Raw genomic sequence first — 15,395 nt, forward strand, 5'->3', positions numbered from 1 at the left:
CGGCTCAGCGGCAGGCGTCGAGGCGGTAGAGCGTGTAGTCCCCGGCTTTGCCGACCACGGTGAACCCAGGGGCGTCGGGAACCGCGTCGATGCCTTCGTAGAGTCGTTTCTGGTACGCGCTCCCCGTCTTCGACCTGCCTCCCGCGAGGACGTGGGTGACGCCCAGCCGGCGGGCTGCCGTGCACACCTCGGGGTCGTTCGAGACCTCGTCGAGCTTGCGACCGAGAAGGGCGCGGTCGCCTTCGGTCCACGACTTCTCGGTGGGGAAGAGCAGTGACCGGTCACTCGTGAGATAGAGGTAGGTGCCACCTCGCCACGGGTTGGCCGCCACCACATCGCCCGGCGGCACCTTGGCCCCCAGGGTGCGCAGGGCGTCGAGGTTGGACTTGGACACCCAGGCGCCGCGACCGCTGGTGACGAAGAAGGGGCGCAGGGCTTCGCGATGCGAGTGCAGCCCGAGCCCGGCCGTCCCGGCCACGAACGCGACGGCCACGACGGCGGCGATCGCCGGCGTGGGCTGGGTGCGTGGTCGGCCACGGCGGATGGCGGCCACGACGAGCTCGGTGACCCCGGTCAGCGCCGCCGCGGCCAGGACCGCCCCGGTGAGCACCATGAGTGCTCCGAGCCTTGGCGAGTTGTTGTACCAGGGCCAGGTGAACCAGCGCGTGTGCGGCGTGTCGACCAGGGTGATCGCGAGGTAGAGCGCGAGGACCCCGCCGTGCGCCAGCACGAGCCACACGTGCGACCTCCGCACGAGCAGCACGAGGCCGCCGACAGCCACCGCCAGACCGACGCCCCACACCGGCAGCAGGTTCCTCGGGGCGAAGAAGGCGACGTCGATCAACCCGTCGTGCACGGACATCTCCGGACCGGGCCCGTTGGAGGCGCGCATCGCCGTGGACACCCAGGTCGCGCCCACCCAGATCAGGGCTGCCACGAGCAGCACCCCGAGGGCCGCGCCGGCGAGGCCGACGGCGGCGCGGGCGTTCCTCCGTCGCTGCCGCCAGGCGCCGCGCACGAGTCCGGCAACCCCGGCCAGGGTGCCGAGGAGGAAGAAGGCGATCAACGCGCTCGGGTGCGCCGCCGCGAGGCCCGGAAGGGCGGCGGTCCCCACGAGCGCCGAGCGGGCCCGGACCGGCCCATCGACCACGACGACCAGGAGCGCGAGCGCGCCCGGCAGCAGGGCCTGGCCGTAGAGGTTGGGCCACAGGACGCCGTACCCCTCCATCCAGAACGGATAACCGGAGAACGCCACGGCGGCGAGGGAGGCGGCCAGGGTCGGCCACCAGCCGGTGCCCAGCACCCGGCGGGCGAGCAGCATGAGTCCGAGCGGCCACACGACTGCGGCCAGGACGAGGCTGGTCGCGGAGGCCGCCACGACGGGCGTGCTGCCGGTCAGCTGGGCCACCGTCGCGGCTACGGCGTGGAAGGCCGCGGGGTAGAAACCGCCGGCGCCGGAGGCGGCGAAACCCCCGGCGTGGAGCGTGGAGACGTCACCCCGCTCGAGCATCCACTGGATGGTCCCGAGGTGGAAGATCGTGTCGGGGCTCTGGGGGAACGTGGTCGGCCGACCGCTGACCGGCAGGACGACGAGGGCAACCACCACGGCCGACACGGTCCCCCCGACCAGCAACGACCACAGGCTGCCGTCGTCGCCGACCTCGGGGCGTGAGCGCAGCAGCCGCCCCACGATGGCGCACGCGCCGACCAGGAGGAGGAAGCCGGACACCAGGGGCAGGGCGCCCCACGAGACGCCCGCCGTCGCCGCTGCGACGCCGGCCAGCGCGATGGTCGTCGTGCCGAGCAGGGGCCCGACGGCGAGGGCGGTCGGCCACCGCAGCCCGGTGAGCCGGGCGCCAAGGGCTCCGGGGACGACCAGCAGCACCGTGGCGACCAGGACGACCGGAAGGGCTTCCAGCCAGGTGGTGCTTCCCAGCCCCATCAGGGTCGCGTCGCCAGGTCGACGATTCCGCGGTTTCGGAAGGCGTGGCGGCCGGGCGGGCGCGTCGGTCGGGTCATGGCGGACAGCATACGAGCGGGGTCTGGCCGACCTCGTCGTCGCCACCCGGGCCGAGGGTGCCGGCGGCTATGCTGCATTGCCCCTGCTCCCCTCGAGGAAGAACCGCATGCCCGACGCGCCTCGCGGCGACTGGTGCCTTCGATGAAGTCCTGGCGCGCCCTCCTGCGCACCGCGGTCGGCAGCGGTCTCTCGTCCGGTCCGTTCCTTCCGGGATGGCTGGCCATGACCCGGGTGCTGGTCGTCGTCGCCCTCACCGTGGGCTACCTCGCGAGGCGCCCCCACGACGTCGTGGTCTGGTGGCCGGTGGCCGTCATCCTCCTCAGCACCGCCGGTGAGACGCTGGCCCGTCGGCTGCTCCCGACTCCCCGGGCGGTCCAGCTGCCGGGCTACGCCGACCCCGACGTGTCGTGGGTGAGTGGCGTCGTCCCGGCCGCCCTCTCCGCGCTGCTCCTGCTGGCGCTGGCCGTCGCTGCGCGCTGGTCGCCCGGCGTGGTGGCGGTGGCCGCCGCCGTCCAGGCAGCCGTGCTGCTGGCTGCCGGGCTGCAGCTGGTGGCTGCGTATGCCGGGCGGCGGGCCCGGGGCGCAGCCGTGCGTGAGGCGCTGGCTGCCTACGCACCCGAGTTCGTCCTCTACACCGCCCGTCGGGGCGGCGCCTACCAGCTGGACATGTGGCTGCCGCACCTGCGCGCCCTCGATCGCCGGTTCGTGGTCGCGACCCGCGACCCGGTGGCCCTGGCGGCGCTCGGGGGAGTGGCGGAGGTGCCTGTGCTCGCCTGCCCCGCCTGGCGTGACCTCGACAACGTCGTCGTGCCGAGCCTGCGAGCGGCCTTCTACGTCAACAGCGTCGCGGCCAACGCCGACTTCGTCACCTACCGCCAGCTCACCCACGTCTACCTGGGGCACGGGGAGTCCGACAAGGCCCTGTCACACCACCCCGCGCACGCGATGTACGACCGGATCTTCGTCTCGGGCCAGGCCGCCATCGAGCGGTACGCGCGGCACGGCGTCCAGGTGCCCGCCGGCAAGTTCGTGGTCGTGGGCAGCCCCCAGTCGGCCGCCGTCCTGCGCGCCCAGCGGCCGGTCGCGGAGCTCGCAGCGCCGACGATCCTCTACGCGCCGACGTGGCAGGGCTACAACGACGACTCGTCGTACTCGTCTCTGCGACAGGGAGTCCGGCTCGTCACGAGCCTGCTGCGCCGACCGGGCGCCGTCGTCTTCCGGCCCCATCCGTTCTCGCGCTCGCGTCCCGCCGAGGCCGTCCTCGTCAGCGCGATCGAGCAGTTGCTCCTCGAGGACGCCCGCGTGACCGGAAGGTCCCACGTGGTCGGGCTCGACGAACCGTTCGCCGCGTCGGCCAACCGCGCCGACGTCATGGTGGCCGACCTGTCCAGCGTGGTGACCGAGTTCCTCGCCGCGGACAAGCCGTTGGCGATCATCGCCGACGCCGACCTCTCGACCTTCAGGCAGCGCAACCCGGTCGCCGACGCGGCATACCTGGTGGCCTCCGATCTCGCCAACCTCGACGAGGTGCTCGCGGAACTGCTCGGGGCTGATCCGCTGAAGCAGGAGCGCGCCGCCGTGCGCGCCCGCTACGTGGGCGCTGACGGGGACCGCGCGTTCGGCGAGGCGGTGCTGGAAATCCTCGACCGAGCCCAGCCGCCTGCCGGTCAGACACCTGCCAGCCGGTAGGGTCGCGTCCGTGACAGAGTTGCGCACGGTGGCCGTGGTCCTCGCGGGTGGAGTCGGCAGCAGGGTCGGGCTCAGCATCCCCAAACAGCTCATCAAGATCGCCGGTCGGCCGATCATCGAGCACACGATCGAGGCGCTCGACAGCAGTCCCCTCGTCGACGAGATCATCGTGATGATGACGCCCGGCCACCTCGACCCGGTCCGCGCAATCGTCGCCACCGGCGGCTACTCCAAGGTGACCCAGATCCTCGAGGGCGCCGACACCCGCAACGGCACCACGGGCCGGGCCCTGCAGGCCCTCGGCTCCGAGGAGTGCAACGTCCTGTTCCACGACGCCGTGAGGCCCCTGCTCAGCCAGCGCATCATCGCCGACTGCGTGGCCGCCCTGAAGACCCACGAAGCGGTCGACACCGCCATCCCCTCGGCGGACACGATCATCTCCGTCACCGACGAGAGCGAGATCAGCGACGTCCTCAAGCGCTCGGAGCTGCGTCGCGGCCAGACGCCCCAGGGTTTCCGCCGGTCGGTGATCTCCCGGGCCTACGAGCTGGCGTCCCGCGACCCGAACTTCGCGGCGACGGATGACTGCACCGTCGTGCTGCGGTACCTCCCCGATGTGCCCATCGCCGTCGTGGCGGGCGACGAGCGCAACATGAAGGTCACCGAGCCGATCGACGTCTACCTCGCCGACAAGCTCTTCCAGCTCACCAGCCACGACCTGCCCGAGGACCACACCGACGACGAGTTCGGTGAGGTGCTGCGCGGCAAGACGATGGTCGTCTTCGGGGGCAGCTACGGCATCGGCGCCGACATCGTGACCCTGGCCGAGCGCTTCGGGGCCACGGTGCGTTCGTTCAGCCGCTCCGGCACCCGCACCCACGTGGAGCGCAGGGCCGACGTCGTGGCTGCACGCCAGAAGGTCCTCGAGGAAACCGGCCGCGTGGACTTCGTGGTCAACACCGCTGGGGTCCTCCCGCGGGGGACCCTGGAGGAGACGACGGAGGAGACGATCTACGCGGCCACCGAGGTCAACTACATCGCACCGATCCTGATCGCCCAGGAGTTCTACCCCTACCTGCGCGAGGCGGGGGGAGCCCTGCTCCTGTTCACCTCCAGCTCCTACACCCGCGGTCGTTCGGGTTACAGCCTCTATTCCTCGGCCAAGGCCGCCACGGTCAACCTGACCCAGGCGCTGTCGGACGAGTGGGCCTCCAGTGGCGTCCGGGTCAACTGCGTCAACCCTGAGCGCACCGGAACTCCCATGCGCACCAAGGCCTTCGGTCAGGAGCCGGCAGACAGCCTCCTCGACTCCGAGACCGTCGCGAGGGCTGCCCTCCGAGTGCTGGTGTCCGAGCTGACCGGTCACGTCATCGACATCCGTCGCGCCGACCCGTTCTCGACCCACGAGCTGACGTCGGCCCTGGCTGACGACATGCACCAGACAGAACCGCATGACGAGATGCCCGAGAACGCCGAGTCGGCCAGCGGTAGCGACCGCTCCTAGGGCACGAACCCGTTGCAACGAGAGGGAGTCCAGTGTCGGTAAAGGTGAGCGTGGTCGTGCCGGTGTACAACCCGGGACCGTACATCGACCCCTGTATCGAGTCCCTGCTCGGACAGACCCTGCCCGCCGAGGAGCTCGAGCTCATCTTCGTCGACGACGGTTCGACCGACGACTCCCTGGCGAAACTGCGTGCCGTCGCTGCCAAGCACCCCCAGGTGACGGTGATCCCGATCCCCAACTCGGGCTGGCCGGGGAAGCCACGGAACATCGGGGCGGACCAGGCCAAGGGCGACTACGTCATGTTCGTGGACCAGGACGACACGATGGAGCCCGAAGCCCTCGAGCGGATGCACACCCTGGCTGCGGCCCACGGCGCCGACGTCGTGCTGGGCAAGGTCATCAGTGACTTCCGGGGGGTCAACCACGAGGTCTACCGCACCCATCGCCCGTCCTGCACCGTGTTCGACGCACCCCTCATGGAGAGCCTCACCCCGCACAAGATGTTCCGCGCGGAGTTCCTGCGCGAGAAGGGGATCCGCTACCCCGAGGGCGCCCGGCGCCTCGAGGACCAGCTCTACATGGCGAAGGCCTACTTCCAGGCCAAGGCGGCGACCATCGTCGGCGACTACGTCTGCTACCGCTACCTGCGCCGACCCGACGGCGGCAACGCCGGCTCGAAGCGCTTCGACCCGGCCATCTACTACGCCAACCTCCGCGAGGTGCTCGACGTCGTCGACGCGCACACCGAGCCCGGCGAGGAGCGCGACCACTTCTACCGCCGCTTCCTGCGCGTCGAGCTGCTCGGTCGCCTGGGCGGCGGCAAGGTTCTCAAGCACCCCGAGGACTTCTTCGAGGCGCTGCTGCGAGAGGTCCGTGCCCTGCTCGAGGAGCGTTTCCCGCTCACGGTCGACCAGGGCATGGGCGCCGCCATGCGCGTGCGGGCCGGCATCGTCCGCGGTGGAGACCGGGAGCAGATCCTCGCCCTCGCGCGTGAGTACAACGCCGTCAAGGCGCTCGCGGTCCTCACCGGTATGCGCACGGTCGGCTCCACCTTCGAGGTGGACGTCGAGGTGCGACTGACCCATCGGGGCAGTCCGCTCGTCCTCGAGTCCCGCGACGGAAAGCTCTACCTGCCCAGGGCTGTGGTCGGCGACGCCGCCACCGACGAGGAGCGGCGCGTCGACGACCAGGTCGACGCGGCATACGGCGACGTCGTCCTGCGCCACCGCGACCTGCGTGACGAGTGGTTCCTGCCCGCCCCACTGGAGGTCTCCCTGGAGCCGAGTGGGAGCGGCAAGCAGGTGGTGTGGCGGGGGACCGCGACGGTCGACCCCGCGACCGCCGCGGGTGGCTCGCCGCTGCGCTCCGGCAAGCAGGACTTCTACCTCCGGCTCGGCTGCTTCGGGTGGGCCCGGCAGCAGCGGATGGGCGCAGACCGCCGCGACGGACTCCGGGTGCCGGACCTGTTCGTGGAGCCGGGTGGACGGCTCGTCGAGCGGTTTGACACCGACCCGCACCGCAACCTCAGCCTCAACGTCGGCATCCCCAAGGACCGCGCGCGGACCCTGCTCGCCAAGTCCGCCGTGCGGTCGGCCTCACGCACCACCGTCGAGATCGCCCCCAACGTCCATCTCGCCGGGGCCAGCGGCCAGGGGAGTCTGGGGCTGCGTCGCGCCGACGGACACCGCACCTCGTGGAAGGTCGCCACGGAGGGTGGTCCCACCTGGGTGGCCACCGCTCCGGAGGGTGACCAGCTGCGCCCAGGCACGTACGAGCTGACCCTGTCGGCGCCGGGACCGTGGGGTGCCGTGCGACTGCTCGAAGTGGTCGTGGTCTCGCCGCTCGGAGTCAGCACCCGCAGGGCCACCGCGGGACCGACCACGGTCGAGCGCCTGACCCGCCTGGCCGCCCGCGCCCGCCGATCTCTCAAGCGCTGACGCGGCCCTCAGCCGTTGACGCCGCCCTTCAGGCGGTGACCCGGCCCTTCAGGCGGTGACTCGGCCCCACGCGGCAACGGCGTCGTCGAAGGCTCGGTCGAAGCGCGCCACCGGGTCGCCCGTCTGGTCACCCAGCAGGTACGCCGCGGTCGTGGCGCGGACTGCGCTGAGCGAGTCGACGTCGCGGGCGTCCCGGACCTGCTCGGCGATGTCGCTGCCGTCGCCGCTGAGGATGTAGGCACCGCCGGCCGAGGGGAACTCGAGCCGGAAGCGGTCGTCCGAAGCGGTGCCGAAGCGGGTCACGACGTACGGCTTGCCCGAGGCCAGGAAGTCCGTGATGACGCTCGAGATGTCACTGACCAGCAGGTCGGCGCGGTTGAAGGCCTGGTAGAGGCCTTCCGAGCCGGTGACGACCTCGTGCGGGGCCCCGGCGGCGGTCACCAGGTCCTTGAGCGCCTCGACCTCGTCGCCGAAGGCCGGGTCGTCGGTGCCGGTGCCGGGGTGCGGCTTGAACAGCACGCGGACGCCAGGCATGGCCAGCAGCGTCTCGAGGATGACCCGGCCCTGGCTGAGGATCGAGGAGTACTCCCACTGGGCGAAGAATCCCTCACGGGTGGGCGCGTAGAGCACGGTGTACTCCCAGGTGCTGTCGCCGTCGTCGCCGTGGTGGTCCTCGGCGAGGGGCGCGGCGACTCGGCGGATCTCCGCCAGCTGCGGACGCCCGATCTCCCGCACCTGCTCGTCCCGCACGCCGACGTCGGCCACTCGATACCGGTCGCGGGCAGCGGGCCCACTCACCCACGCCTCGTCGAAGATCCTCGTGAGGACCGTGGCGCTGCCGCCCTTGTCGCTGTCGCCGTGGCCGACGAAGACGTCGACGATGCCGGGCAGACGGAGCAGGTGGTTGTTCGTGGCGACGTTCGACGGGTAGAGGGCGATGCGCACGGACGATGGCACGACTCGCTCGATGTCACCTGGGCGGCTGACCATGATGACGGGGAGCGTCTCGGTCGCCACAAGGGGCTCGTTGTAGGGCTCTCGCACGATGATCACGACCTTGCGGTCGATGCGCTCGAGGGTCGGAACCCACACGTTCGCGATGTAGCCGACGGCTTCGGGACGGCTGTAGTAGAACACCGCCTCGGGTGCGGACTCGCGCAGTGCGGCGGCGAGCAGGTCGACCGTCTTCTCGTGGGGCGTGTCCCGGCGTGCCCGCAAGGCGTCGACCAGCGCGAACGACACGAACAGCCCGCAGATCAGGACGGCCACAGATGCGGCAACCCGCGTGGCGCCGGCAGGACCCCCAGCGAGCGGGACCAGTACCCCGACCACCAGGGCCAGGGTGGCCCCTGAGATCCAGCGCTGGGCCTCCGCGAGCAGGCGCGGTGCCAGGGGTGGATGTCGGACGACACCGGGCACGTCGAAGTTGCGCCAGGTGACGGGGGACAGGCGGTGGCCGACGGCATCGGCGACCAGCACCTGCATGGCGAGCCGTGCCAGCCAGGTCACGATGAGGGTGGTCGCGACGACCACGAAGCCTCCGTCGTCGCTGCGGAGCGCTGTCACGGCAAGCCCCCCGAGGAGCAGTCCACGCAGACCGGTGCGGACGGACAGGCCGGCGCCGAACCCCTCCAGCGCCTCCGCCACGTCGTCGCGCTCGCGCACCAGCATCTCGCCCGCGAGACCGACGAGCGTGCCTGCGGCGAACAGCGCCGCGGCGACGCGGGGGAAGGCCTCGGCGACCGGCAGGGCCAGCACGAGCAGGGCGAACCCTGTCCCGAGCATGCCGATGACTGGCAGGTACTTCCTCACGCGTCCTCCTCCTGCGCCGCGGCCTGGGCAGCAGCCACCGTCCGTGCGAGGGCCTCCTCGCTGCGCTGACAGGCGCGAGTCACCTCGTCGGTGAACCGGGCAATGGGATCGCTGACGGGGTCGCCGAGGAAGTACGTGGCGAGCTCGAGACGGCGCGGGCGCAGGCTGTCCGCCCCGGCGGCGTCCTCGATCGCGGCGACCACGGAGTTCGGGTCGAGGGTGACGACCCCGCCTCCAGCAGTGCTGGGGAACTCCCGGCGGAAGTCTGCCAGCGGGATGTTCTTCGGGTTGGTGACCAGGTAGGGCTTGCGCGACGCGAGGAAGTCGGCGACGACGCTGGAGATGTCGGCGATGAGCACGTCGGCGTCGTTGAAGGCCCGGTACAGGGCATCGGGTTCGGTTCCCACGACCTCGTGCGGACCCGCGCCGGACAGTCGGCGCTCGATGTCGGCGCGGGCCGTCGCGGCGGCGTCGAGTCGGGTGCCCGTCGCGGGATGGGCCTTGAACAGCACCCGGATGTCACGGTCGGACTGCAGCAGGGCATCGACCAGGGCCACGCCCATCGGCGCGACCGACGAGTAGTTGACTCCCTCGAAGTTGCCCTCCCACGTGGGGGCGTAGAGGACGGTGAGTGGGGAGGCGCCGCGGGCACCGTCAGGGACCGCCTGGATGCTGGCCAGCTGAGGTCGCCCGACGGTGACCAGCTGCTCGGCGCGGACGCCCTCGCCGCGCTGGAGGTATCGGTCGCGCGCTGCCGCACCCGCGACCCAGATCTCGTCGAAGACCCGGTGCAGCGGGCTGTAGGTCACCGACTTGTCGCCGTCGCCGTGGTTGATGAAGACGTGCCGCAGCCCCCGCAACCGGATCATGTGGTTGTTCTTGATGACGGTCGTCGGGTAGAGCGCCACCCGCATCGACGGCAGCTGGAAGGCTTCGACGTCCTGGGCCCGGGGCAGGACGAGGACGGGTGTGCGGGTCGGCAGCAGCGCATCGAGGTGAAGGCTCTCGCGGATGAAGATGACCGTCGGTTGCTCGATGCGGTCGATGGTCTCGAGCCACACGTTGAGCTGGTAGGTCGTGTCGGGGCCGCCGCTGAAGTAGACGACCACCTCGGGCGCCAGCTCCTGCAGGGCGGCGAAGACTCCTGACCGTTCCTGGGCCGGCGTGGCGAGCCGACCGACCAGGCGACGGCGCGCCAGCGCCCGCAGCACCACGAACCCCGCTCCCCCCACCACGAGCACGAAGGCTGCCCAGACGGGCCACGCCGCCCCGAGCGTCCACGACAGCCAGAGTCCGACGACGAGCGGCACGTCCACGTGGAGCGCGAACTGGGCACCTTCCACCGGCCCCAGGCTGGGCAGCGTGGGAGGCAGGATCTCGGGGCCGCTGTCGGCGCCGCCGACGTCCAGCCCGCGCCACCACACCCGACCGCGCCGGCGCCGCCGGTTGCGCGCCCCGATGATGCGGTATGCCGTGTGGGCGCCGTGGACGACCGCCACCCCTGCCAGCGCGACGGTCACCTCGAGGGCCGAGGGGCTGCGCACCATCGCCCAGCCGAGGAGCGCTGCGCCCTCCCGGAGCAGGTGCCGGTTGACGGGTGCCATCTCGCGGTCGTTGAACCACGTCACTGCGCGTTCGTCGACGCGGTAGAACGCGGCGTCGGCCAGGTAGTTGACGACCAGCGCGACCGCGAGCACCCAGCCCCACGCGAGGACTGCCGCCAGCACCATGACGACCGCGCTCAGCACCCAGGCGAGGCTGACCTGCACGTCGGGCCTGCGCAGGGCGGAGGTCGTGCGCGTCATGGTGTCCGTTCGTCGGGGCGGCTGGGCGGCTGGGCGGCTGGGCGTAGGGGGGCGCTGGATGGTGTCCCCAGCGCTGCGCCGAGGATACCGGGGTCGCAGGCCGTCTCTTCGAGGCGGCGTGACTGAAGGGGCCGCGCGGTGTGGCGTACCCTCGGTCGTCGGATCGCACGCGAGATGATGCGAACGAATCGTGCCGGCACCCCCGCATCCACGACAGGCAGGACACATGAGGATCATCACGCGCACCCAGGCGATCCTGGCCAGGCGCAGCGTGCTGTGGACCCTTGTCATCCGCGACCTGCGTGTGCGGTACTCGCGCAGCGTCCTGGGTTACCTCTGGACCATCCTCGATCCGCTGTTGATGTCGCTGATCTACTTCCTCGTCTTCGTCTACATCTTCAAGCGCAAGGACCTCGGTCACGAGCCGTACTTCCTCTTCCTGGTCGTCGGGCTCTTGTCGTGGCAGTGGTTCTCGGGCTCGCTCACGGACACGTCGCGCTCCCTCATCCAGGAGGCGAAGCTGGTGCGGTCCACCAACCTGCCGCGCGAGATGTGGGTGCTCCGCGTGGTGCTGTCCAAGGGGATCGAGTACCTGCTGTCCTTGCCGGTGCTGCTCTTCTTCCTCGTCGTGTACATGGTCAAGGGCGACGTCCACCTCAACGGCTGGCTCGCGCTGTTCCCGGTCGGCATCGTCATCCAGGCAGTGGCGCTCATCGGCATCGGCCTGATCCTGGCTCCGGTGACCGCCCTGGTGACCGATACCCAGCGCGTCATCCGCATCGTCATCCGGATGCTCTTCTACGCCACCCCCGTGATCTATGCCAGCCGCCTGGTGCCCAAGCCGTACGACATGATCACCTGGCTCAACCCCATGACCGGAATCCTGGAGATCATGCGGGCCGGTCTGTTCGCGCACGACAAGCACCCCATCGTGTGGGAAGCCGTCGGGGTGTCCGCGGTGATGTCGGTCATCCTCCTGTTCGTCGGGGTCTCGGTCTTCGGCCGACTCGAGCGCGCCGTCCTCAAGGAGATCTGATGGTTGATCCAGTGATCTCCGTGCACGACCTCGGAATCGAGTTCTACCGGTCCCGTCGGCGGCGGATGCAGCTGCGCGAGATGCTCTTCCACGGTCGCAGCGGAGCCGCCAAGGAAACCTTCTGGGCACTGCGCAACATCAGCTTCGACATCCAGGCCGGTGAGGCAGTGGGACTCGTGGGCGGCAATGGCGGCGGCAAGAGCACGTTGCTCAAGATGATCGCCGGTGTCCTGCTCCCTGACGAGGGTTCGGTCACCGTCCGTGGTGGTGTCGCGCCCCTGATCGAGCTGACGGGTGGCTTTGTGGGCGAGCTGTCCGCCCGCGACAACATCTACCTCACCGCTGGTCTGCACGGCCTGTCCAAGTCCGACGTCGAGGCACGCTTCGACGACATCGTCGACTTCGCCGGCCCTGAGGTGCGCGATGGCCTGGACACGCCGTACCGGCACTTCTCCTCGGGCATGAAGGTGCGCCTCGGGTTCGCCGTCGTCACGACCCTGGATGAACCCATCGTGCTGGTCGACGAGGTCCTCGCGGTGGGTGACCGGGCCTTTCGCGAGAAGTGCTACCAGCGCATGGAGTCGCTGCTGGCCGACGGTCGCACGCTGTTCCTCGTCTCCCACTCGGAGGGCGACCTCAAGCGGTTCAGCACCAGGGGCCTCTACCTCAAGCGCGGCGAGCTGCTCATGGACGGGCCGATGCTCGACGTGCTCGACCGCTACAACCACGACCTGGACGCCGGGGCGTGAGCCGTACCTCGCCTCCCTCGGTCGGCGACGACGCAGCCCGCAGCGTCCACGGTTACTCGGCCGGCGCCTTGGCTGTCCTCCTCGGTCCGGGGACTGGAGAAGGTGTCGCGGAAGTCTTTGCGGCACTGGGGATCTCGGCTCTGGTTCGGGTGGCGGAGGCCACCCTGGCAGCACAGTTCGAGACGCTGGCCGATGTGCTGGGACAGGCCGACGACGGGCCCGCCGTCATCGCGGCGGCCGACCTCGAGATCTCCTGGGTCGCGTTGCTCGACCTCCTCGACAGGCCCGGAGTGCACACGGCCGCACTGGTTGCCGACCCCCTTGCGCTCGTCGAGGGCGTCGACGTCGTGACCCCCGGCCGCGTCGGCCGCGACGGCAAGCTGGTCGAGTCTGTCGGCACGTCGTCGCACATCGCGGGCAACCCCACCTCCGCGCTTCCCGGAATCGTGCGCGTCGCGGCCGCCGACCGGTCACGGGCGGCTGCGCTGCTCCGGGACGCCGCACCGTCGGCCGAGCCGAGCTGGGGCGCAGACCGGGTTGCCGCGGTCACCCTCGTGCTCGTCCGCGGCGGCCTCGCCGTGCAGGCGGGTGCGCTGGGCCCCTTCGACTGGGCGCGCACCGGCGTGCGTGCGAACGGTGCAGCGGGCGACCCGTGGCGCCAGCGGCTGCGTGGTGCGTCTCGCGGTGGCGACGGCTTCTTCTCCACGTTCGCGGTGCGGCCGCTGTCCCGGCGCCTCACCGGGGTGGGCCTCGGCATGGGCTGGACACCCAACGTCGTCACGGTCGTGTCGCTGGCCTTCGGGATCCTCGCGGCGCTCCTCGTCGCCACCGGCGCCCGGTGGGCGTGGGCCCTTGCCGCGGTCCTGCTGCTGGTGGCCCTCGTGGTCGACTGTGTGGACGGTGAGATCGCCCGGTTCACGAGGCGGTTCAGCCCGCTGGGAGCCTTCCTCGATGCCGTCGGCGACAGGGTCAAGGAGTATGCCGTGCTGGCGGCGGTCGCGTCGGTCGCGGTGCGCCAAGGGGCAGATGGCTGGCCCGTTGCCCTGGCCGCGATGGCGGTGGTCACGCTCCGACACCTCGAGGACTACGCCTACGAGGACAGGCTTCGTGGTTCGCGGCGCAGCAGCGCAGATGTCCTCCCTGTCACGTCAGCCCACGACCTTTCGCCGCAGGGGGCGCGGACGACCTTCGCCGGGCCGCCCACGGGCCGCACGCAGGCGGTGCACTGGGCGAAGAAGGTCGTGCACATGCCGATTGCCGAGCGCTACCTCCTCATCTCCCTCACGTTGCTGACCGGCCGTCCGATGCTGGTGCTGTGGACGCTGCTCATCGCGGTCGGCCTCGCCGTCGCCTGGACCCAGGGTGGACGGCTCGCCGCCGTCCTCGCGCGCCGGGACCCGACCTGGTCGCTGGCCGAGCGGGCCACGGTGAGGGGTCGCCTCGACGAGCAGCTCGACCTCGGTCCGATCGCCGTCCTCCTGGGCAGGCTGTGGCGGGCCCCTTTCGCGGTGGGAGTGCTGGGTGCCACCGTCCTGGTCGTCGCGGTGCCGCTCCTGCTCTGGGCCGACAGGGTCGGCAGTGCGGCGACTGTGGCGCTCCTGGGCGGTGCCCTCGTGGCCTGTGGCTGGCAGCCGCCGGTCCACCACCCGTTGGCCTGGCAGGCACCAGCCGCACTGTGGGCGGCCGAGGTCCTGGTCGTCGGCGTGCTCGTGCACCACACGCTGGGCGAGCAGACCGCAGCCGCCTTCGCCTACCTCGCCGCGGTGGCCTACCACCGCTACGACGTGGTCTACCGGCTGCGTGACACCGGGACCGCCCCGGCTGGCTGGCTGGCGCGGGTCGGGCTGGGTACCGATGGCCGACTGGTCGTGCTGCTCGTGGTCGCCGCGGTTGCACCCGCAGTCGTGGTTCCGATGTTGTGGGTGGCGGCCGCGGCCCTCTTCGCCACCTACGTCACCGAGTCGTTCTTCGGCTGGCGTCGCTGGATCGGTGCCCAGGAAGATCCGCTGCGTGGTGGGATCCCGACATGAGCCAGCTCGCCCACGACCCCACGGACAACCGGCCGACGATGGCCGAGCTGCGTGCCGTGGCCCAGCCTCCGGAGCACATCGCGCGCTACAACGCGGAGCACTGGTCCGGCGCCCTGTACATCCGGCACCTCTCGATCTACGCCACCAGGGCGATGCTGCCGACCGGGATCACGCCGAACGGCGTCACCTGGCTGATGATCGTGGTGGGGGTGCTGGGCGCCCTGGCCCTGCCCCTGGGCGGACTGGTCGGGCCGCTGCTCTGCGTCCTCGCGATGCAGCTGCAGATCCTGCTCGACTGCAGCGACGGCGAGGTGGCTCGATGGCGACAGCGGTTCTCCCCAGCCGGGATCTACCTGGACCGGGTCGGGCACTACCTCACGGAGGCCTCGATCCCTGTCGCCCTGGGCCTGCGCGCCGACGGCTGGTCGCTGTCCGATCCGCTCGACGTCAGTGGCTGGACCGTCCTGGGTCTGCTCGTCGCGGTCCTCGTCCTGCTGAACAAGGCCTTCACCGATCTCGTGCACGTGGCCCGTGCCAAGACCGGCCGTCCCATGCTCGAGGACGTCGCCACCACGACCCGGTCCAAGGTCTCGGGTGTGGCTGCGGTCCGTCGTGCCCTGGGATACCTGCCGATCTTCCGCGCCTTCGTCGCGGTCGAGGCCTCGCTCCTGGCCCTCGTCGCCGGCCTCGTGGACGTCACGCGGGGTGATCTGGTCGGCACTCAGGTCCTGGTGGTCGTCATGGTTCCACTGGCGATCATCACGGCCGGGGGTCATCTCCTGGGAGTCCTCACCAGCTCGCGGCTCGACTGAG

At 70.9% G+C, this 15,395-nt stretch carries 10 protein-coding genes; 7 read left to right on the forward strand and 3 right to left on the reverse strand.

Going from position 1 to position 15,395, the window contains the following annotated elements; all coding sequences use genetic code 11:
* Positions 1-4 precede the first annotated feature (4 nt).
* On the reverse strand, positions 5-1,942 hold the full coding sequence (locus tag AC1DWP_RS13325) for a DUF6541 family protein (RefSeq protein WP_477614954.1): 1,938 nt from the start codon (positions 1,940-1,942) through the stop codon (positions 5-7).
* Positions 1,943-2,161: 219 nt separating this feature from the next.
* Here AC1DWP_RS13325 and AC1DWP_RS13330 point away from each other — a divergent pair, with 219 nt between their 5' ends.
* Genes AC1DWP_RS13330 through AC1DWP_RS13340 form a run of 3 tightly spaced genes read left to right on the forward strand, consistent with a single transcriptional unit; the run spans position 2,162 to position 7,150 of the window.
* Positions 2,162-3,709, forward strand: coding sequence for a CDP-glycerol glycerophosphotransferase family protein (locus AC1DWP_RS13330; RefSeq protein ID WP_477614955.1), 1,548 nt, complete (start codon positions 2,162-2,164; stop codon positions 3,707-3,709).
* A gap of 10 nt (positions 3,710-3,719) precedes the next feature.
* Positions 3,720-5,213: an SDR family NAD(P)-dependent oxidoreductase gene (locus AC1DWP_RS13335; protein WP_477614956.1), complete on the forward strand. Its 1,494-nt coding sequence runs from the start codon at positions 3,720-3,722 to the stop codon at positions 5,211-5,213.
* Positions 5,214-5,257: 44 nt separating this feature from the next.
* A complete protein-coding gene (locus AC1DWP_RS13340; RefSeq protein ID WP_477614957.1) occupies positions 5,258-7,150 on the forward strand; it encodes a glycosyltransferase family 2 protein in 1,893 nt (630 codons plus the stop codon).
* Between the two features lie 48 nt (positions 7,151-7,198).
* On the opposite strand, the gene AC1DWP_RS13345 is transcribed toward AC1DWP_RS13340, so the two are convergent.
* Positions 7,199-8,962: a CDP-glycerol glycerophosphotransferase family protein gene (locus AC1DWP_RS13345; protein ID WP_477614958.1), complete on the reverse strand. Its 1,764-nt coding sequence runs from the start codon at positions 8,960-8,962 to the stop codon at positions 7,199-7,201.
* Positions 8,959-10,767: a CDP-glycerol glycerophosphotransferase family protein gene (locus tag AC1DWP_RS13350; RefSeq protein ID WP_477614959.1), complete on the reverse strand. Its 1,809-nt coding sequence runs from the start codon at positions 10,765-10,767 to the stop codon at positions 8,959-8,961. The genes AC1DWP_RS13345 and AC1DWP_RS13350 overlap by 4 nt, the downstream gene beginning before the upstream one ends.
* Before the next feature lie 226 nt (positions 10,768-10,993).
* On the opposite strand from AC1DWP_RS13350, the gene AC1DWP_RS13355 reads away from it, so the two are divergent.
* The 4 genes from AC1DWP_RS13355 to AC1DWP_RS13370 are packed head-to-tail and all read left to right on the forward strand — an operon-like array spanning position 10,994 to position 15,394.
* Entirely contained in the window at positions 10,994-11,803 is an 810-nt protein-coding gene (locus tag AC1DWP_RS13355) for an ABC transporter permease (protein WP_477614960.1), read from the forward strand.
* Positions 11,803-12,552: an ABC transporter ATP-binding protein gene (locus tag AC1DWP_RS13360; RefSeq protein ID WP_477614961.1), complete on the forward strand. Its 750-nt coding sequence runs from the start codon at positions 11,803-11,805 to the stop codon at positions 12,550-12,552. Before AC1DWP_RS13355 ends, AC1DWP_RS13360 begins: the two co-directional genes overlap by 1 nt.
* Positions 12,549-14,582, forward strand: coding sequence for a DUF5941 domain-containing protein (locus AC1DWP_RS13365; protein WP_477614962.1), 2,034 nt, complete (start codon positions 12,549-12,551; stop codon positions 14,580-14,582). Before AC1DWP_RS13360 ends, AC1DWP_RS13365 begins: the two co-directional genes overlap by 4 nt.
* Positions 14,579-15,394: a CDP-alcohol phosphatidyltransferase family protein gene (locus tag AC1DWP_RS13370; protein ID WP_477614963.1), complete on the forward strand. Its 816-nt coding sequence runs from the start codon at positions 14,579-14,581 to the stop codon at positions 15,392-15,394. The genes AC1DWP_RS13365 and AC1DWP_RS13370 overlap by 4 nt, the downstream gene beginning before the upstream one ends.
* Position 15,395 lies beyond the last annotated feature (1 nt).

It is taken from the genome of Pedococcus sp. P2_F6, from assembly GCF_056403675.1.